This window comes from Streptomyces sp. NPDC050636, from assembly GCF_040654775.1.
Lineage (GTDB): Bacteria > Actinomycetota > Actinomycetes > Streptomycetales > Streptomycetaceae > Streptomyces.
Genome location: NZ_JBFAIP010000009.1, coordinates 135,788 through 155,453, shown reverse-complemented (window position 1 = coordinate 155,453; position 19,666 = coordinate 135,788). Strand labels below are relative to the sequence as shown.

16 protein-coding genes are annotated in these 19,666 nt (G+C 71.5%); 9 read left to right on the top strand and 7 right to left on the bottom strand.

What is annotated here, in order from left to right; translation table 11 throughout:
• Positions 1–1,418, bottom strand: a 1,418-nt coding sequence (locus tag AB0I10_RS11945) for a biotin carboxylase N-terminal domain-containing protein (RefSeq protein WP_363152257.1), incomplete at its 3' end; no start/stop codon positions are given.
• A 472-nt stretch (positions 1,419–1,890) separates the two neighbouring features.
• On the opposite strand from AB0I10_RS11945, the gene AB0I10_RS11940 reads away from it, so the two are divergent.
• The 4 genes from AB0I10_RS11940 (at position 1,891) to AB0I10_RS11925 (ending at position 7,827) form a co-directional block, all read left to right on the top strand.
• The gene (locus AB0I10_RS11940; protein WP_363152255.1) at positions 1,891–2,385 is read left to right on the top strand and encodes a hypothetical protein; all 495 of its coding nucleotides are present in this window, start codon (positions 1,891–1,893) and stop codon (positions 2,383–2,385) included.
• 118 nt (positions 2,386–2,503) lie between these two features.
• The gene (locus AB0I10_RS11935) at positions 2,504–3,400 is read left to right on the top strand and encodes a serine/threonine protein kinase (RefSeq protein WP_363152254.1); all 897 of its coding nucleotides are present in this window, start codon (positions 2,504–2,506) and stop codon (positions 3,398–3,400) included.
• 7 nt (positions 3,401–3,407) lie between these two features.
• A complete protein-coding gene (locus AB0I10_RS11930; RefSeq protein ID WP_363152253.1) occupies positions 3,408–5,636 on the top strand; it encodes a PQQ-binding-like beta-propeller repeat protein in 2,229 nt (742 codons plus the stop codon).
• 94 nt (positions 5,637–5,730) lie between these two features.
• Positions 5,731–7,827, top strand: coding sequence for a PQQ-binding-like beta-propeller repeat protein (locus AB0I10_RS11925; protein ID WP_363152252.1), 2,097 nt, complete (start codon positions 5,731–5,733; stop codon positions 7,825–7,827).
• 48 nt (positions 7,828–7,875) lie between these two features.
• Here AB0I10_RS11925 and AB0I10_RS11920 read toward each other — a convergent pair whose 3' ends face one another.
• From AB0I10_RS11920 to AB0I10_RS11895, 6 genes are all read right to left on the bottom strand, one after another.
• Positions 7,876–8,694 (bottom strand): MOSC N-terminal beta barrel domain-containing protein, encoded by an 819-nt coding sequence (locus tag AB0I10_RS11920; protein WP_363152251.1) that lies wholly within the window; start codon positions 8,692–8,694, stop codon positions 7,876–7,878.
• Between the two features lie 155 nt (positions 8,695–8,849).
• Positions 8,850–9,461 (bottom strand): nucleoside triphosphate pyrophosphatase, encoded by a 612-nt coding sequence (locus tag AB0I10_RS11915; RefSeq protein ID WP_363152250.1) that lies wholly within the window; start codon positions 9,459–9,461, stop codon positions 8,850–8,852.
• Between the two features lie 27 nt (positions 9,462–9,488).
• Positions 9,489–10,973, bottom strand: coding sequence for a penicillin-binding protein 2 (locus tag AB0I10_RS11910; RefSeq protein WP_363152249.1), 1,485 nt, complete (start codon positions 10,971–10,973; stop codon positions 9,489–9,491).
• A gap of 95 nt (positions 10,974–11,068) precedes the next feature.
• Positions 11,069–11,197: a hypothetical protein gene (locus AB0I10_RS11905; protein ID WP_363152248.1), complete on the bottom strand. Its 129-nt coding sequence runs from the start codon at positions 11,195–11,197 to the stop codon at positions 11,069–11,071.
• 254 nt (positions 11,198–11,451) lie between these two features.
• Positions 11,452–11,664 (bottom strand): acyl-CoA carboxylase epsilon subunit, encoded by a 213-nt coding sequence (locus AB0I10_RS11900; RefSeq protein WP_363152247.1) that lies wholly within the window; start codon positions 11,662–11,664, stop codon positions 11,452–11,454.
• 56 nt (positions 11,665–11,720) lie between these two features.
• Positions 11,721–13,304, bottom strand: coding sequence for an acyl-CoA carboxylase subunit beta (locus AB0I10_RS11895; protein WP_363152245.1), 1,584 nt, complete (start codon positions 13,302–13,304; stop codon positions 11,721–11,723).
• Between the two features lie 130 nt (positions 13,305–13,434).
• On the opposite strand from AB0I10_RS11895, the gene AB0I10_RS11890 reads away from it, so the two are divergent.
• The 5 genes from AB0I10_RS11890 to hutH all read left to right on the top strand — a co-directional run bounded on the left by AB0I10_RS11890 (position 13,435) and on the right by hutH (position 19,647).
• Positions 13,435–14,373 carry a biotin--[acetyl-CoA-carboxylase] ligase gene (locus AB0I10_RS11890; RefSeq protein WP_363152244.1) on the top strand — a complete coding sequence of 313 codons (939 nt, stop codon included), beginning with the start codon at positions 13,435–13,437 and terminating at the stop codon, positions 14,371–14,373.
• A 257-nt stretch (positions 14,374–14,630) separates the two neighbouring features.
• Positions 14,631–15,788 (top strand): adenylate/guanylate cyclase domain-containing protein, encoded by a 1,158-nt coding sequence (locus AB0I10_RS11885; RefSeq protein WP_363152243.1) that lies wholly within the window; start codon positions 14,631–14,633, stop codon positions 15,786–15,788.
• 124 nt (positions 15,789–15,912) lie between these two features.
• Positions 15,913–16,701 carry an enoyl-CoA hydratase-related protein gene (locus AB0I10_RS11880; RefSeq protein WP_363152242.1) on the top strand — a complete coding sequence of 263 codons (789 nt, stop codon included), beginning with the start codon at positions 15,913–15,915 and terminating at the stop codon, positions 16,699–16,701.
• A gap of 221 nt (positions 16,702–16,922) precedes the next feature.
• Complete coding sequence (locus tag AB0I10_RS11875; protein ID WP_363152267.1) at positions 16,923–18,014, top strand: GGDEF domain-containing protein; 1,092 nt, start codon at positions 16,923–16,925, stop codon at positions 18,012–18,014.
• A gap of 88 nt (positions 18,015–18,102) precedes the next feature.
• On the top strand, positions 18,103–19,647 hold the full coding sequence (gene hutH, locus AB0I10_RS11870) for a histidine ammonia-lyase (protein WP_363152241.1): 1,545 nt from the start codon (positions 18,103–18,105) through the stop codon (positions 19,645–19,647).
• The last annotated feature ends 19 nt before the right edge of the window (positions 19,648–19,666 follow it).

Here is a 19,666-nt window from a genome sequence, read left to right as displayed (position 1 = left end):
ACCGTCTCGCGACTGTCCGCCTCGGCCTCGTCCGCGCCGGGCGCGGCGAACGGCTTGATCTCGTTGACGAACTCGGTCTCGATCCAGCGGGTGTGGACCGTGAACGGGTCCGCGGAGCCGGTCAGTTCGGGGGCGAACGCCGGGTCCCTGACGACGGTGCGGTGGAAGGGGATGGCGGTGGCCATGCCCTCGACGGTGAACTCGTCCAGCGCACGGGCCGCGCGCTGCAGCGCCTGCTCACGGGTGGCGCCGGTGACGACCAGCTTGGCGAGGAGGGAGTCCCACGCCGGGCCGATGACCGAGCCGGACTCCACGCCCGCGTCCAGGCGGACACCGGGGCCGGAGGGCGCGTCGAACCTGGTGACCGTGCCGGGGGCGGGCAGGAAGTTGCGGCCCGGGTCCTCGCCGTTGATGCGGAACTCGAAGGAGTGGCCGCGCACCGCCGGGTCGTCGTAGCCGAGCTCTTCGCCGTCCGCGATACGGAACATCTCGCGGACCAGGTCGATGCCGGTGACCTCTTCGGTGACCGGGTGCTCCACCTGGAGTCGGGTGTTGACCTCAAGGAAGGAGATGGTGCCGTCCTGGCCGACCAGGAACTCGCAGGTGCCGGCGCCCTCGTAGCCGGCCTCGCGCAGGATGGCCTTGGAGGCGTGGTAGAGCTCGGCGTTCTGTTCCTCGGAGAGGAAGGGCGCGGGGGCCTCTTCCACCAGCTTCTGGTGGCGGCGCTGGAGCGAGCAGTCGCGGGTGGAGACGACGACGACATTGCCGTGCTTGTCGGCCAGGCACTGGGTCTCGACGTGCCGCGGGCGGTCGAGGTAGCGCTCGACGAAGCACTCACCGCGGCCGAACGCGGCGACGGCCTCGCGGACCGCCGAGTCGTACAGCTCCGGGACCTCTTCGAGGGTGCGGGCGACCTTCAGGCCGCGGCCGCCGCCGCCGAACGCCGCCTTGATGGCGATCGGCAGGCCGTGCTGCTCGGCGAAGGCGACGACCTCGTCCGAGCCGGAGACCGGGTCGGACGTGCCGGCGACCAGCGGGGCGCCGGCACGCTGGGCGATGTGCCGGGCCGCCACCTTGTCACCGAGGTCGCGGATGGCCTGCGGCGGCGGGCCGATCCAGGTCAGGCCCGCGTCGAGGACGGCCTGCGCGAATTCGGCGTTCTCGGAGAGGAAGCCGTAACCGGGGTGGATGGCGTCCGCGCCGGAATCGGCGGCGGCCGCAAGAACTTTGGCGATGTCCAGGTAGCTGGTGGCAGGTGTGTCACCGCCCAGGGCGTATGCCTCGTCCGCCGCGCGGACGTGCAGGGCGTCCCGGTCGGGCTCGGCGTAGACGGCTACGCTCCCGATTCCGGCGTCCCGGCATGCCCGGGCAACGCGGACAGCGATTTCGCCACGGTTGGCGATGAGCACCTTGCGCACGATGGGTCCTTCCTTGGCGCTTCGCCGCAACAGATCAACGGCGCGAGTTTAGGGACTGACGACACCGCGTGCCGACCCGTTCCCGGGGGTGACCTTGCCCACACGGAGTGTGCGGAACGTGCCGGTGAGCGACCGAAGTCCCCTGGTATCCCAGGGTAGGCCCGGATTCCTGGGCTCCGTGTCGGGCCCGGGTGTGGTCTAGGTCTCGGGCATTCGACGTCCAGCGGATCGTCAATTCTTTGTGGAGTCCCTACGAATGGGCGAAGGAAACTTTGCGCGCGTGTCCGTCGGTCGTGAGGGAAACTCCGGGTGCCGTACGGGTCTGCCGACGCGTTGCCCCGTCACCCGGCCGGAGCTCGCCCGTTCACGACCCTTGCCCCGGCTATTACTGTCCCCCAAGCTCTTGAGGAGCAGGGGGGACCCCCATGTAGCGTGCGCGATGTCTTCGTACTCGCGGTAACGGCGGAAGTGGGTGGGCGGGGTGAACGCAGCGCGCAGACCGGTGGCCTTGGTGGCGGCCGTGGTGCTGGTCCTGGAAGCGATGGGGATCGTCCTGCTCAACTGGATCCTGAGCATCGTCGTGGACAAGCAGCAGATGTCCATGGCGGGGCTGCAAACCCGCGCGATGTCCACCGGAACCTGGGTCGCCGGCGGACTCTTCGGCCTCTACCTGCTCTTCTGCGCCCTGGTCATGCTGCGCACCGGGCTGCGCGACCGCACCCCGCGAGGTTTCGCCCGGATCGTGCTGATCAGCTGCGCGGTGGTGCACGGACTGCTCGGCGCGTTCGCCGTCGGTCTCGTCGGCTGGGTCGCGTTCCTCGCGATGATGGTCGTACTCGGTCTGATCGTGCTGACGCTGCTGGCGTATGACGCGCCGGGCCGCGCGGCCGAGGGTGACGGGCAGAGCGGGGCCGCTCCGAACGGCACTCCGAACGGCGCGCCCCCGGCGCCCGCCGGCTCGGCCTGACCGGCCGCCCGGCGCGGCCTGAAGTCCCCCCGGTCCGGCCGGAATCCGCCCCTGAGTAGGCTCATGGCGCTGTGGCGCTGTGTCATCGGCTGGGGGGATCCCGGGGGGATCGTTGCGCATGGATGCGCTCAGGAATGCGTCAGGCACGGGAGTCCGGGGTCGTATCGGCCCGTACGCGGTCATATCCGGCCTGGACGGCGAGGCGTCCCGTGTACCCGTACCCGAGCGCCGCTTCATCGCACGCAGCGCCGATGGCGACCACACCGTCCTGATCAGTGTCCCGCTGCCCGGCGCCGACCCCGGGCGCTTCATGGCCGAGGCCGACGCGTCCCGTTATCTGCTCGGCCCGTGGTCCTCCCCGGCCGCCGCGCTCGCCGGGCCCGGCGAGGACCCGTGGCACGCCCGCCCGTATCTGCCGGCGCTGCCGCTCCCCGACGCCCTCGCCGTACACGGCGGGCCGCTCCCCGAACGCACCGTCCGGGCCCTCGGCGCGGCCCTCGTGGAGACCCTCGTCATCGGCCACGGCCAGGCCCTGACACATGCCGGTGTGTCGCCCGCCGCCGTGCTGCTCGCCGCCGACGGTCCCCGTCTGACCTGCTTCGGCGCGGTACGGGCCGCGGCCGCCGACGGCACCCACCGCTCCGGCCTGCCGGGCCTGGAGTCGGGCAGCCTGCCACCGGAACAGGCCGCCGGCGGACCACCGCAGCCGATGGGCGACATCTACGCGCTCGGCGCGACCCTCGCCTATGCCGCCACCGGCCACACCGTCCCCGAACGCGAAGAGCTCCCGGACGCGTTGCGTGCCGTCATCACCGGCTGCCTCTCCCGGGACCCGGCGGCCCGCCCGCGGCCGGCCGAACTGCTGGAGGCGTTCGGCCCGGTCGGAGGGACGGCGCCGGCCGCGGTGCCCGGCCCCGGCTGGCTGCCCGGCCGGGTGATCGCGGCCATCGCCCGCCAGTCGGCCGGCATCCTCGCCGCCGACATCCCGGCCCCGACCGCCCCCAGCCAGGACTGACGCCCCCATGCCCTTCCCGCTCACCCACGACGACCCGTCCGGCCTCGGCCCGTACCGTCTGCTCGCCCGCCTCGGCAGCGGCGGTATGGGCACCGTCTACCTGGCCCGCTCTCCGGGCGGCCGCACCCTCGCGCTCAAGACGATGCACGCCCGCATCGCCACGGACACCGCGTTCCGTACCCGCTTCCGCCTGGAGTCCGATGCGGCCCGCGTCATCGGCGGCCGGTACGGCGCGCAGGTCGTCGACGCCGACCCGCTCGCCGAAACCCCCTGGCTGGCCACCGAGTACGTCCTCGGCCCGCCGCTCGACGAGGCGGTGGAGCTGGCCGGTCCGCTCCCCGAGACGGCGGTACGCGCCCTGGGTGCGGCACTGTGCGGGGCGCTCGGCCAGCTGCACCGCTCCGATGTCGTGCACCGCGACCTCAAACCGTCCAACATCATGGTCACGGCGTACGGGCCGAAGGTCATCGACTTCGGTATCGCCCGCGCCATCGGCGACGACCGGCTCACCCACACCGGCGCCGCGGTCGGCACCCCGGCGTTCATGTCGCCGGAGCAGGCGACCGGGCAGGAACACACCCCGGCGGGCGATGTCTTCGCGCTCGCCGGGGTCCTGCTCTTCGCGGCCACCGGCCACGGCCCCTTCGGCAACGGGCAGCCCGCTGACCTGCTCTACCGGGTCCGCTACAGCGAGCCGGACCTCACCGGCACCCCCGAAGCCCTCGTCCCGGTCCTGGCCCGCTGTCTGTCCAAGGAGCCGGCCGAGCGCCCGACGGCCGCGGAACTGTCGGCCCAACTCCACGACGGGAGCGGCGAGTTCGCGGACCATCTGCCGGATGCGGTGCTGGCGCAGATCGGGACGCGGGCGAGCGAGGTCTGGCAGATCGTGCCGCAGCGGCTGCCGGCCCCGGCGGACGAGCCGCCACCGCCGCCCACGGTTCCCGTGGCACAGGGACCGTCCCGCCGCGGACTGCTGATGGCGGGGGCGGGGTCCGTACTCGGCCTGGCCGGGGCGGGGGCGGGTGTGTGGGCCTGGCTCGGGCGGGGCGAGCCGGGGCCGGGGGCGGCGTCGCTGTATGAGAAGCCGACGCCCGGTCCGAGTGTCAGCGCGCTGAAGAAGAAAAAGCTGGACTCGGCGTGGCAGATCCAGGCGGGCGGTGTGGATGAGGGCGAGTCGCCGGAAGTCCCCTTGATGGTCGGTGACCTGGCCGTTCTGGTGGTCGGTGCGGTCGTGTACGGCATCGAACCGAAGTCCGGCGCGATCAAGTGGAGATCCGACTCCGACAACACCTGGCAGGTCGCCTCGGACGGCAAACGCGTCTACCAGATCGTGAAGGTCGCGGAATACGACGGGGACAGCGGGATCCCGAGGACCGTCTCGCGGTTCCTCACCCGTGTCGACCTGGCCACGGGCAAGGCCGGCAAGCACCTGGCCGAGGTGACGGACGCCAACTACGGCGGCATCGACAGCCAGTTGCTGGCCGTTGACGGCGACACCTTCTACCTGGCGATCTCGCAGGGGAAGGTCAAGATGTATCACCGCCAAATCCCCTGGGCCGTGACCGCCGTGGACATCGCCACCGGCCGCCGGCGGTGGACCGAGCCCCTGCCGTTCCGATCGAAGAAGTCGGACCGGTACCACTTCCTCGCCGCCAAGGCCGTCGGCAACCGTCTGGTGCTCCTCCAGGAGATGAACGACGGCACGGTCCGGCTGGTCGCCCGTGACACCCGTACGGGCACGGTCGCCTGGGACAAGCCGCTGGACGGCTCCGCCCCGGAGCTCGCACGGCACCCGCTGACGGCCGACGACAAGCACCTCTACCTGGGCATCGGCCGGTTGCGCGCGCTGCGGCTGAGCGATGGCGGACAGGTGTGGGACTCGGGCTCCGCCCGCCCCGGGAAGACGTATGGACCGCCGGCCCTCAAGGACGGTGTGGTGTACGCGGTGGAGGAGGGCCTCGGCCTGGTCGCGGTCGACGCCGGTGGCGGAAAGCCGCGGTGGGCGGAGAAGAGCGACGACGGCCCGCGGGCGGCCCTCACGACCCGCCCCGCCATCGGCTCCGAGTACGCGTACACGTACAGCAAGAGCGATGGTGTCCTCCGGGCGGTCGGCCTCGCGTCGCACACGACCGCCCAGCTGTACAAGGCCAACGGGTACCGCTTCACGGCCCATGAGCACAGCAGGATGGTCATTGCGTCGGGTGACCACTTCCTCGCCGGCTTCCCTCTCAAGTGACCTCAGTGACTCCAGTGACCTCAGTGATTCCAGTGCCGTCGGTGATCCCGGTGCCGTCAGTGATCTCAGCGACCTCCGCAGAAAGCCGCCACCCATGAACGGCACCGGCGACCCGCTCCGCCTCGGCCCGTACCGCCTGCTCGGTGTGCTGGGCGAAGGCGGCATGGGCAAGGTCTACATCGGCCAGGACGGCGCCGGGACCGTCGCCGCGGTCAAGGTCCTCCGGCCCGAGCTCACACACGAAGCGAACCTCGCCCAGCGCTTCGTACGCGAGGCACAGGCCGCGCAGGCCGTGACCAGCAAGGGCGTGGCGGGCGTCCTCGGCGCGCAGACCGAGGGCGGCCGCCCGTGGATCGCCACCGAGTTCCTGGCCGGCCCGACCCTCGACGAAGCGGTCGAGGCCTACGGCCCGTTCGACGAACCGGCCGTGCGCGCCATCGCCGCGTCGATCGCGCGCACCTTGGCGGACATCCACGCCACGGGCCTGATCCACCGCGACCTCAAGCCCCCGAACATCGTCCTGACGTCGGACGGCCCGCGCGTCATCGACTTCGGTATCGCCCGCCCCGAGCACGGCCTCACCCTCACCACCACCGGCCAGGTCCCGGTCACCCCCGGCTACGGCGCTCCCGAACAGGTGCTGGGCCGGCGCGTCGCCGCCCCCGCCGACGTCTTCTCCCTCGGCGCGGTCCTGGTGTACGCGGCCAGCGGCCGCAGAGCGTTCGACGGTGGGCACATAGCCGCCCTCCAGTACAAGGTCGTCCACGACGAGCCCGACCTGGCGGGCGTCCCCGAACCGCTCCGCCCGCTCATCGCCCCCTGCCTCGCCAAGGACCCGGCCGCCCGGCCCACGCCCGCCCAGATCGCCGCGGCCTCTGCGCCGCCCAAGAGCGCCGAACGGGCCTGGCGGCGCGGCCAGGTGGCCGACGCGATCAAGGAGCGGGAGAGCGGCGTCCATGAGCTGACGACGCTGACCGGGCCGGTCACGCCCGGTTCCGAGGGCGCATTGACCCGGCGCCGGATGCTCACCGGCCTGGCGGCGGGGGGTGTGGTCCTCGCGGCAGGCGGCGGCGCGGCCGTCGCCTGGTGGCCGCGTCCGCAGAAGCAGCCCACGAAGAAGGTCGACCTCTTCGCCTTCCCGCCCGCAGCCAAGACCCCCGACGCGCATGTACTGAACGCGAACGACGGCGACTTCATCGTCGGCGGGTCGCCCAAGGAGCTGTGGGGCCCGGTCGAGGCGGTCGCCGACGACTCACCGGCGCCGCTGCCCGTACGGGACGTCATCGTCTTCGGAGCGTGGGGCGGCGGCATCGCGGCGTACAACGTCGTGGACGGGAAACGCCGTTGGGCCGTCCGCGACATCAAGGCGACCGGCCGCTACCTCTCCCTCTCCGACCGCCTGATCGCGGCCGTCGATGCCAAGGGGACGCTGCGCACCTTCATCGCCTCGACCGGAGAGCCCCGGTGGACCGCCGACGCCGACGCGGACTGTCTGCTGGCCGCCGACGACGACTCGGTCTACGTCCTGACGAAGGACCGCCGACTCCGCGCCGTCGGCCGCTCCGACGCGAAGATCCGCTGGACGGCGCCGCTCGCCGGGGACTTCCGCGGCAAGGTCTCGCCACCGGGTGTCACCGCCCACGGCCGACTGGTCCTGGCGACCGAGGACGGCAGTGTCGTGGCCGTCGACACCGCCGACGGCCATCAGGTGTGGGATCTGCGGAAACAGTGGGACGCGCAGGTCCGGCCGGCCGTTCACGGCACCACGGTGTACGTCAACGGCAAGACGCTCACCGCCCGCAGGATCAGCGACGGCAAGGAGCTGTGGACGGTCGAGGAGAAGGACGCATGGCACAAGCACGAGGACTGGGGCCCGGCGACGGCCTACGACGACGACACCCTCTACGCCACGCACGGCATCTGGGCCAGAAAGATGAAGTGCAGCGACGGCAGCAAGATCTGGGACAGCAGGGGGACGTCCGCCCTCGCCCCACCGGTGCTGGTCCAGGGACAGGGCGCCTGGTACATCGACGAAGAGATCTGGAATCAGGTCACCGCATCGGATCTGGCGAGCGGCTATGTCGTCTGGCACTACAAGCTCCCCGGCGCCGATCGCCGGTGGCTCGTGGCCGACGGCAACCGGGTGTTCGTCATGAACGGCAAGGAGCTGTACGCGCTCCCGGTGTTCTGAGCTGCCGCAGCGAGCTGCTTCTCCCCCTTCGTCCCCGCCGGACAGGTCCTAGTTCTCCCATTCGGTGACGGTGAACTCATCGCCCACCGCCAGCTTTCCGGTCCGTACCACGGAGAACTTCGAGCCGAACGCCACGCCGCCCTCGGGCACCCGCCGGTACGAGGCGAACATACGCAGCGGTTCCGGTCCGGCCTTGGTGCCTTTCTCCTGGTCGACCATGGTGACGGCGCAGCGGATGGCGAGCTTGGCGAACCCCACCTCGGTGCCGCCCACCTCGGCGCGGCGTACCCGGTCCTCCGTGTGCGGCTCGTCCCACCCGTCCACCACGATGTTCGGCCGGAACCGGCTCATCGGCAGCGGGGGCTTGCCGGCCGCGGCGTAGCGCTCGTTGAGATCGTCGAAAGTGGCCAGGGAGAGGATGTGCAGCGGGCTGCTGTCGGCGTAGCCGGAGGTGCCCGGGATGAGGCCGTCGGCCACCCGGTCGTGCTCCGGCGGTACCCGCACCAGCCGGCAGTCCGTGCCGAGCACCTCGGACAGCCAGTCGGCCGCCGTCCCGCCCTGGTCGATGCCGAGGAACGGATTGCCGAACAGGTCGACGTCCGTCCGGAGCGATGTGGTGTCCACCGCTACGGGTAAGGGATCGGCTCCGGGTGCGTGCAAGGTGAGCTGGGTGCCGTCGGAGCTGACCTCGGGCCGTATCACCGCCAGGAGCGGGTCTTTCCGCTGGGTGCGGTACACGCCCCGGTCGTTGACCACCATGAAGCTGCGGTCGTGCGGGAGGCCGGCCCAGGTGAGTTCGGCCGCAGCCAGCGGGATCCCGGCGCACCCTTTGACGGGATAACTGATCAGATCGACGACTGTAGGCATGTGATCACTGTAGGGGGCGGTGCTACCGGGCAACACGCAACGGAAAGCGGCCAGTTGAGCTCTTCGTCACAGGCTGTGCGCGACCGGGTGGAGCGGTTGGTGCAGCGGGAGTCCGGCGCCGGGAAGTCGAGGACGCCGCGGCGGAAGGGCCGCGCTCAGGTCCACAGATCGGTGATGGCCACATCCAGGTCGGCGAGAAGACGGCGGAGCAGCGGCAGGGACAGGCCGATGACATTGCCGGGGTCGCCGTCGATGCCGTCGATGAAGGGGGCGGAGCGGCCGTCGAGGGTGAAGGCGCCCGCGACGAAGAGGGGCTCGCCGCTCTCGACGTATGCGGCGATCTCGGCGTCGCTGGGCTCGCCGAAGCGGACCGTGGTGGAGGCGGTGGCGGAGACCTGCCGGCCGTCCCGTGTGTCGATGACGCAGTGGCCGGTCTGGAGGATGCCGGAGCGGCCGCGCATGGACTTCCAGCGGGCGGTGGCGTCCTCCGCGTCGGCGGGCTTGCCGAGCGCCCGGCCGTCCAGCTCCAGGACCGAGTCGCAGCCGACGACGAGCGCGCTCGCGGACTCCGGGCGGGCGGCGACCGCGGCCGCCTTCGCCTCGGCCAGGACGCGGGCCAGTTCGCCCGGCGTCCCGGCGGTGACCCCGTCCTCGTCGACACCGCTTATGACGACCTCCGGCGCCAGCCCGGCCTGGCGCAGCAGTGCCAGACGGGCGGGGGACTGGGAGGCGAGGACGAGACGGCGGGGGCGGGGCTCTTCGGTCATGCCCGCCATCGTACGGAGGCGGGCGGCCTACTTGTTCAGCACCGCCTCCATGACCGCCTTGGCGATCGGGCCGCCCAGCTTGCCGCCGGCGATCTCCGAGCGGGGGATGTCCATGTCCTTGGGGTCGACGAAGACGGCGACCGCGACCGGGGAGCTGCCGTCGCTCTGCTTGGCGTACGAGACGAACCAGGCGTAGGGACGCTCGTCGTTGACGTTCGCGCCGTGCTGGGCGGTGCCGGTCTTGCCGCCGACCGTGACGCCGTCGATCTTGGCCTTCGAGGCGGTGCCGTCCGAGACGGTGTACTCCATCATCTCCTGCACCTTCTTCGCGGTGTCCTCGGAGACGGCCTGGGACATCTCCTTGGGCTCAAGCTTCTCGATGGTCGACAGGTCGGGGCCGCGCACCTCGTCGACGATGTGCGGCGTCATCAGCTTGCCGTTGTTGGCGAGGCCGGCGGTCACCATCGCCATCTGCATCGGCGTGCTGGTGAGGCTGCCCTGGCCCATGCCGGTCAGCGCGGTCTGCGGCTTGTCGAGCTTGTCCGGGTAGAGGCTCTTGCTGGCCAGCAGGTCCCCGAAGTCCTTGTCGTAGACATCGGAGTTGAAGCCGAACTTCTCCGCGGTCTCGCGCATCTTGTCCTTGCCGACCTTCAGCGCGGTGTCGAGGAAGACGTTGTTGCACGACCACTGCATGCCGGTCTTCAGCGAGGCCTTGTCGCAGGGCGCGCCGGCCACGTCGTTGCCGATCTCGGTGCTGCTCAGCGGCAGCCGGTAGGGGGCACGGGCGCCGGAGGAGGCGTTGATGTCGCTGACCACGCCGTGTTCCAGGGCGGCCGCGGCGGTGAGGATCTTGAAGGTGGAGCCGGGCGCATAGGTTTCGCGCAGCGCCCGGTTGTTCAGCGGCTTGCTCTTGTCGTCGTCCAGCGCCTTGAACTTCTTGCTGTCCCCGTTGGAGATGCCGGCGAACACCGACGGGTCGTACGAGGGGGTGGAGGCCAGCGCGAGGACCTTGCCGTTGCGCGGGTCGAGGGCGACGACCGCGCCCTTGGCGTTCAGATCGGTCAGGCCCTTGTAGGCGGCCTTCTGCGCCTTGGGGTCGATGGTGGTGATCACATCGGCGCCGCGCGGCTTCTCGCCGGTCAGGATGTCCTTGGCGCGCTTGAGGGCGAGCCGGTCGTCCTTGCCGCTGAGCACCTTGTTGTAGATGCCCTCCAGGAACGTGACGCCCTGGGCCTGCGAGGCGAAGCCGGTCACCGGCGCGTACATCGCCCCGTCCTTGTACGTCCGCTTGTACTTGAAGTCGCCGGAGGTCGCCACGGAACCGGTGATCGGCTTGCCGCCGACGATGATGTTGCCGCGCGGGTAGGAGAACGCCTCGATTTTGACGCGGCGGTTGTTGGGGTCGTTGGCGAGTTCGTCGCCCTGGACGAACTGGACCCAGGTCGCGCGGAGCAGCAGGGCGAGTATCAGCACCCCGCAGAAGACGGCTATGTGCCTCAGCGGCCTGTTCATCGCACCCCACTCCCCGCGGGCGCAGGCCCGCGCCCGAATTGCGCTCTTCGAGAGTGAAAGATGAGGTTCCGGGGGGTGGGGTTGCTCTGGGTGCGTTATCTCACCACGAGCAGGAACATCAGCACCATCGTGGCGGTGGCCAGCACAATGCCCATCCGGCGGAGCTTTGCCTGCACATCGCGCAGCTCCTCGGGCGGTTCATCGGGCGGGTCGGACCACAGCATCCCTCGATCCTGCGCCCGTCACAGCGGCGGGGGCGGGGGAGTCGGAGTGACGGGGCGGGGCGGCCGGGGGGAAGAAAAAAAAAAATAAACCACCCCCAGGCGGGGGGGGGTTCCGTGGGGGGGGCTCCTAACTACCTCCCGATCCTCCGGGCGCCGGCCCGTGCGGGCCGCGGTGATGCCGTGTAGCCGGCCCCCGCGGCGCGGATGACTAGTCAATGCACTATGCACCGACCGGCGCGGGGGACCGGATGCGGTCAGTGCGGCCAGAAGCTCGTCCGCCAGGCGCGCGGGCCCGGGTGCGGCAGCCGGTGGGCCGGAACCGTGGATGCCGGATCCGACCATTCGCTGCCGTCGTGCCCGTCCCGGCCCGGCGCGACGGCGGCGGCGGCCGCCGCCCGGGCCTGCACCACCGCCAGTGCGGCGGCCAGCTCCTCCGGGGTCGGATTGCCCCGTACGACCTTGATCATGAGCGAACGACCTCCTCAGAGGGGATGCTGCGGGGATGCTGCTGGAATACAGCGGTTCAGAGCGGAATGTTGCCGTGCTTCTTCGGGGGCAGCGCCTCGCGCTTGTTGCGCAGCGTGCGCAGCCCGCGGACGATATGGCGGCGGGTCTCGGACGGCATGATCACCGCGTCGACGTAGCCGCGCTCGGCCGCGACGTACGGGTTCAGCAGCGTGTCCTCGTACTCCTGGATCAGCTCCTGCCGCTTGGCGTCCTGCGCGGCCGGGTCGTCGATCGCGGCGAGCGTGCGGCGGTGCAGGATGTTGACCGCGCCCTGGGCGCCCATGACGGCGATCTGCGCGGTCGGCCAGGCGAGGTTGAGGTCCGCGCCCAGGTGCTTGGAGCCCATGACGTCGTACGCGCCGCCGAACGCCTTCCGCGTGATCACCGTGATCAGCGGGACGGTCGCCTCCGCGTAGGCGTAGATCAGCTTGGCGCCGCGCCGGATGATGCCGTCGTACTCCTGGTCCGTGCCCGGCAGGAAGCCCGGGACGTCCACGAAGGTGACGACGGGGATGTTGTACGCGTCACAGGTGCGGACGAAGCGCGCGGCCTTCTCGGACGCCTTGATGTCGAGGATGCCGGCGAACTGCATCGGCTGGTTGGCGACGATGCCCACCGAATGGCCCTCGACCCGCCCGTAGCCGGTGATGATGTTCGGCGCGAACAGCGCCTGGGTCTCCAGGAACTCGCCGTCGTCCAGCACATGCTCGATCGCGGTGTGCATGTCATACGGCTGGTTCGCGGAGTCCGGGATCAGGATGTCCAGCTCGCGGTCGTGGTCCGACGTCTCCAGATCGGCCTCCTCGGGGAAGGCCGGCGGCTCGGAGAGGTTGTTGGACGGCAGGTAGGACAGCAGCGCCTTGACGTAGTCGATGGCGTCCTTCTCGTCGCCCGCCATGTGGTGCGCCACGCCCGAGGTGGTGTTGTGCGTACGGGCGCCGCCCAGCTCCTCGAAGCCGACGTCCTCGCCGGTGACGGTCTTGATGACGTCGGGCCCGGTGATGAACATGTGCGAGGTCTGGTCGACCATGACGGTGAAGTCGGTGATGGCGGGGGAGTAGACCGCACCGCCCGCGCACGGCCCGACGATCAGCGAGATCTGCGGGATCACGCCGGAGGCATGGGTGTTGCGGCGGAAGATCTCGCCGTACATGCCCAGCGAGACCACGCCCTCCTGGATGCGCGCGCCGCCGGAGTCGTTGATGCCGATGACCGGACAGCCGTTTTTCAGCGCGAAGTCCATGACCTTGACGATCTTCTCGCCGAACACACCGCCGAGCGCGCCGCCGAAGACCGTGAAGTCCTGGGAGAAGACGGCTACCGGGCGGCCGTCGACCGTGCCGTAGCCGGTGACCACACCGTCGCCGTACGGGCGGTTCTTCTCCATGCCGAAGTCGGTCGAGCGGTGCCGCGCGAACTCGTCCAGCTCGACGAAGGAGCCCTCGTCGAGCAGCAGCTCGATGCGCTCACGCGCCGTCAACTTGCCCTTCGCGTGCTGCTTTTCCACCGCGCGGGAGGAACCGGCGTGGGTGGCTTCATCGACCCGCCGCTGCAGGTCCGCAAGCTTGCCCGCGGTGGTGTGGATGTTTGGCTCGGACATCGGGATGCGGCTCCTGCTCGTCCTGGACTGGTGCTCGTACTGAGGGTGGTACGTCTTGGCTACCGCTTCGTAGCGTATCGGCGGGACTGCTGTGCGGCACTGCGTCGTTGACCACACCTAGGCTGGCCCCATGACGCCTCAACCACCAGAAAACCGGGACAAAAGATCGGCGGACGCGAGCCGCCCCGCGGACGGCGCCGGCGGCTCCGATGCCACCGGATCCGGGCGCTGGAGCGATCTCGACCGTCCACCGCTGAACGAGCACTCCCTGCGCCGCGGCCTGCTGCGTCCCGGATCGCTCTGGTCGGCCATCGACATCGTCACCGCCACCGGCTCCACCAACACCGACCTCGCGAAACGGGCCGCCGAGGGGACGGCGGCGGAAGGCGCCGTCCTCGTGGCCGAGGAGCAGTCGGCGGGCCGCGGCCGCCTCGACCGGCGCTGGTCGGCGCCGCCCCGCTCCGGCCTGTTCTTCTCCGTCTACCTCACCCCCCGCGTCCCGATGGCGCGCTGGGGCTGGCTGCCGCTGCTCACCGGCGTCGCCACCGCCGCCGCGCTCTCCCGCGAAGCGGGCATCGACACCGTCCTCAAGTGGCCCAACGACCTGCTGGTCACGGTGGGCGGGACGGAGCGCAAGGCCGGCGGGATCCTCGCCGAGCGGGCCGGCGAGGGCGTGGTCATCGGCATCGGCCTCAACGTCACGCTCCGCGACGACGAGCTGCCGGTGCCCACCGCGGGCTCGCTCACGCTGGCCGGCGCGCGCAGCACCGACCGCGACATCCTGCTCCGGGCCGTCCTCCGCTCCCTTGAGCACTGGTACGCCGAGTGGCAGGAGGCCCAGGGCGACCCCACGGAGAGCAGCCTCCTGGATGCGTACGCGGCGGGCTGCGCCACACTGGGCCGCTCCGTGCGCGCCGAACTCCCCGGCGATACGGAGATCCTCGGCGAGGCGGTGGCCATCGACGGCGACGGCCGGCTCGTCCTGGCGACCGCCGACGGCGTCCAGCGGCCGATCGCGGCGGGCGACATCGTGCACCTGCGGGCGGCGGGCACGGGGGAGGCCGGCTAGGGCCAGTAAGTCCTGTGTCCCTTCTGGCTCGCAGAGGGATGAGGGGCGGCGCCGGAGCGGGGTCGGCCGTCCGGCCCCGCGACGCGCCCCCCGCTGCGCCTGGGCGAACGTCAAGACCTCTTCCGTGGTCAGAGCCGACATGTGAGAGTGAGCCAGAGCACACCTGCCGTATCGTTGAGGCCGGTCCGCCAGGGAGCGGGCCTTGGGCGAGCAGTGATCGGAAGGGCAGTGCGCAGGGATCGGACAGGGAGCGGCCGGTGACCGCGGACGACTCGGGCGCTGCCTCGCGCGACACGGGCACGGACGACGGTGCCGCCGGCGACGCCCCCACCACCGGCGACCCCGCAGGGGTTGCGGAAGAGGGCGACGGCAGCAGCATCGCCATCCGCCTCGAACAACTCATCCTCGGCGCCGACCGCCGCTATACGCCGTTCCAGGCGGCCCGTAGCGCCGGCGTCTCGATGGATCTCGCGGCCCGCTTCTGGCGCGCCATGGGCTTCGCCGACATCGGCCAGGTCAAGGCGCTCACCGAGGCCGACGTACTGGCGCTGCGCCGGCTCGCCGGCCTTGTCGAGGCGGGGCTGCTGAGCGAGGCGATGGCCGTACAGGTCGCCCGCTCCACCGGCCAGACCACCGCCCGTCTCGCCGACTGGCAAATCGACTCGTTCCTGGAGGGCCTGACCGAACCTCAGGACTCCGGCCTGACACGTACCGAGATCACCTATCCGCTCGTCGAGCTGCTGCTCCCCGAGCTGGAGGAGTTCCTGATCTACGTCTGGCGGCGGCAGCTCGCCGCGGCGACCGGCCGGGTCGTACAGGCCCAGGACGACGCCGAGATGATCAACCGCCGCCTCGCCGTCGGCTTCGCGGACCTCGTGGGCTTCACCCGGCTGACCCGCCGTCTGGAGGAGGAGGAACTGGGCGAGCTGGTGGAGGCGTTCGAGACCACCTGCGCCGACCTGGTGGCCGCGCACGGCGGCCGGCTGATCAAGACCCTCGGCGACGAAGTTCTCTTCTCGGCCGACGACGTCGGCATCGCGGCGGAGATCGGGCTGCGCCTGATCGAGACGATGACCAATGACGAGACGATGCCGGAGCTGCGCGTCGGCATCGCGTTCGGCACGGTCACGACCCGGATGGGCGATGTCTTCGGCACCACCGTCAACCTCGCCAGCCGGCTGACGTCCATAGCGCCGAAGGACACGGTGCTGGTGGACGAGGCGTTCGCGGAGGAGCTCGGGCGTACCGGGGAGGCGCCGGTCTCCGAGGCGGACGCCGCGGCCGCGGAGAAGGCCGCCGAGGAGGGCACCGGCGGCCCGGCGCCCTCCTACCGCTTCGCGCTGCAGCCGATGTGGCAGCGGCCGGTGCGCGGTCTCGGTGTGATCGAGCCGTGGCTGCTGAGCCGCCGGAGCTGAGCCGCCGGAGCTGAGGCGATCGCCTGCCGGCCTTCGCCATCCCGAGACCCTCCCTGTCGCGACGGCCGGACACCTGGAATGATCCCGTTCCGTCAGGTCAACGGTCGTTAACCGGGAGGGCTGTATGGAGCGGTTCGGTGAATGGGTCGGCGTGGACCGGCACGGCTTCGTGGCGGAGCTCGTCATGGACCGGCCGAAGGCCATGAACGCGGTGTCGACGGCGATGGCCGACAGCCTGGCGCAGGCGTGCGCGGCGTTGGCCGCGGACCGGTCGGTGCGCGCGGTGGTGCTCAGCTCCACCCATGAGCGGGCGTTCTGCGTGGGCGCCGACCTCAAGGAGCGCAATTCCTTCACGGACGCGGATCTGATGCGCCAGCGCCCGCACAGCCGCGCCGCGTACACCGGCGTACTGGAGCTGCCGATGCCCACCATCGCCGCGGTGCACGGTTTCGCGCTGGGCGGCGGCTTCGAGCTGGCGCTGGCCTGCGATCTGATCGTTGCGGACGGCACCGCGGTGGTCGGCCTGCCCGAGGTGTCGGTCGGCGTCATTCCCGGCGGCGGGGGCACCCAGCTGCTGCCGCGCCGGGTGGGTGCGGCCAGGGCGGCGGAGCTGGTGTTCACCGCGCGCCGGGTGCCGGCCGCCGAGGCCGCGGAGCTGGGCCTGGTGGACCAGGTGGTGGCGGACGGGGAGGACCGGGCGGAGGCGCTGGCACTGGCGGCCCGGATCGCCCGTAACTCGCCGGTCGGGCTGTGTGCGGCCAAGCGCGCCATGCGGCTCGGGCACGGCCTCGACCTGCGGGCGGGCCTGGAGCTGGAGGACGGCGCCTGGCGCAGTGTGGCCTTCTCCGGGGACCGCGCGGAGGGCGTCGCGGCGTTCAACGAGAAGCGGGACCCGGACTGGCCGGGGGAGTGAGGCGGCGCCGCCCGTGGCGGGGCCCCGCGGCGGGGCCGCAGGGCCGTATCGCCCGGACGCAAGGATGACGCCCGGGCGTGGAATCCGCACGGAAACGGGCGAATCGGGTTAAACATTTCTACGCTGTAGTACAGAGCGTGCTCACGGTGACGGAATGTGAGGATCCGGTGACGGGCGAGGGCGATGCGAGGCTGCGGGCGGTAGTGGAGCTGGCGCAGGCGATGGCGGCCGCGCACACCCTGCGTGAATCGGCACAGGCCGCGGCGCAGGGAGCGCGCCAGGCCCTGGGGGGCTCCTTCGCGGCGATCTCGAAGTGGGAGCGCGAGCTGGGGAAGCTGCGGGTGCTGGTCAATGTCGGCGAACTCGGCCAGGGCGAGCGGGAGTTCCCGGACGACGAGATGTATCCGGTGCACCAGTTCCCGGAGATCGTCGGCTTCCTGCACGAGCAGTGGGCCGGCGGCGGCGAGCCCAACGCCTGGGTGGAGGCCGCCGACGGGCCGCGCGAGGACGGCTTCTACAACCATCAGCGGGTGGCCGCGCTGCGCCGCCGAGGCCGCGGCTGCTGCCTGGTCGCGCCGATCGTGCTGCACGGCAGGGCGTGGGGCGAGCTGTATGTCGCGCGGCGGGTCGGCGAGCCGGTCTTCGGCCGGGCGGACGCCGATTTCGCGACCGTGCTGGCCGCCGTGACGGCCGCCGGGATCGCGCAGACCGAGCGGCTCGCGGAGGCCCGCCGGCTGGCCTTCACCGATCCGCTGACCGGCCTCGCCAATCGCCGCGCCGTGGACATGCGACTGGACGAGGCGGTGGAGCTGCACCGCAGGGACGGTGTGGTGGTCAGCCTGGTGGTGTGTGATCTCAACGGGCTGAAGCGGGTGAACGACTCGCGTGGCCACGCGGTTGGGGACCGGCTGCTGGAGCGGTTCGGTTCGGTGCTGTCCTTGTGCGGCGCGATACTGCCCGGCACTCTCGCGGCCCGGCTCGGCGGCGATGAGTTCTGTCTGCTGGCGGTCGGCCCGCCGTCCGACGCGGTGGTCAAGGTGGCCGGTGAACTGTGCGACCGCGCAGGGGAGTTGGACCTCGGTGAGGGCGTCTCGGTCGGTGTGGCCTCGACCGGTGACCCGATCGGCCCGGTGCATACCGCCCGCCGGCTCTTCCGGCTCGCGGACGCGGCCCAGTACCGGGCGAAGGCGGCGCGGGCGGGCGAGCCGGTGGTCGCCGGGCGCGAGGGCGGCCCGGACGAGGACCCGGTCGTACGGCTCGCGGACTCCCCCGAGCCGCCGTCGGGGCCGGAGCGCCGGCGGTTCCGGAGGTGAGAGCGGGGTCCGTGCGTGCAGCCTGGTAAGGGGTGATCCATAAATCCAGTGGTGACATCCGGCGATTCAGTCTCTAGGGTGCCTGAATATGGATATGCACACTGTGGTGCTGGGGACGTCCGGCACGACCGCACAGGACGTCATCGCGGTGGCCCGCGGCGCGGCCCGGATCGAGCTGTCCGAAGCGGCCCTCGCCGCCGTCGCCCGCTCGCGCGCCTTCATCGACGAGCTCGCCGCCAAGCCGGACCCCGTATACGGCGTCTCCACGGGCTTCGGCGCCCTGGCCGTACGCCACATCAGCCCCGAGCTGCGGGCCCAGCTCCAGCGCAACATCGTGCGCTCGCACGCGGCCGGCATGGGCCCGCGGGTCGAGCGCGAGGTCGTCCGCGCCCTGATGTTCCTGCGCCTGAAGACCCTCGCCTCCGGGCACACCGGCGTCCGCCCGCTCGTCGTCGAGACGATGGCCGCGATACTCAACGCCGGAATCACCCCGGTCGTGCACGAATACGGCTCGCTCGGCTGCTCCGGCGACCTGGCGCCGCTCTCGCACTGTGCGCTGACGCTGATGGGCGAGGGGGACGCCGAGGGCCCCGACGGTGTCGTACGGCCGGCCGGCGAGCTGCTGGCCGAGCACGGCATCGAGCCCGTCGAGCTGCGCGAGAAGGAGGGGCTGGCGCTCCTCAACGGCACCGACGGCATGCTCGGCATGCTGGTGATGGCCTGCGCGGACCTCGCCCGGCTGTTCACCTCCGCGGACATCACGGCCGCCCTCTCCCTGGAGGCGCTGCTCGGCACGGACAAGGTCCTCGCGGCCGAGCTGCACGCCATCCGCCCGCACCCCGGCCAGGCCGCCTCGGCCGCCAACATGCTGAAGGTGCTGGCCGGTTCGGGCTTCACCGGCCACCACCAGGACGACGCGCCGCGGGTCCAGGACGCCTACTCCATCCGCTGCGCCCCGCAGGTCGCCGGCGCCGGGCGGGACACCCTCGACCACGCCCGCCTGGTCGCCGACCGCGAGCTGGCCGCCGCCGTCGACAACCCCGTCGTCCTGCCGGACGGCCGGGTCGAGTCCAACGGCAACTTCCACGGCGCGCCGGTCGCCTACGTCCTGGACTTCCTCGCCGTCGCCGCGGCCGACCTCGGCTCCATCGCGGAGCGCCGGACGGACCGCCTCCTGGACAAGAACCGCTCGCACGGTCTGCCCGCCTTCCTGGCCGGTGACCCGGGCGTCGACTCGGGCCTGATGATCGCCCAGTACACGCAGGCCGCGCTGGTCAGCGAGATGAAGCGGCTGGCGGCGCCCGCGTCGGTGGACTCCATCCCGTCCTCCGCCATGCAGGAGGACCATGTCTCGATGGGCTGGTCGGCGGCGCGCAAGCTGCGTACCGCGGTCGACAACCTGACACGGATCATCGCCGTCGAGCTCTACGCGGCGACACGGGCGATCGAGATGCGCGACGGACTGACGCCGGCTCCGGCCACCCGCGCGGTGCTCGACGCGGTACGCGCCGCGGGCATAGAGGGGCCGGGCGAGGACCGCTTCCTGGCGCCGGACCTGGAGGGCGCGTATGCGTTCGTACGGGCCGGGAAGCTGGTGGAGGCCGTGGAGCCGGTCACCGGGGAGCTGGCATAGCGGGGGAACCGGTTCGATA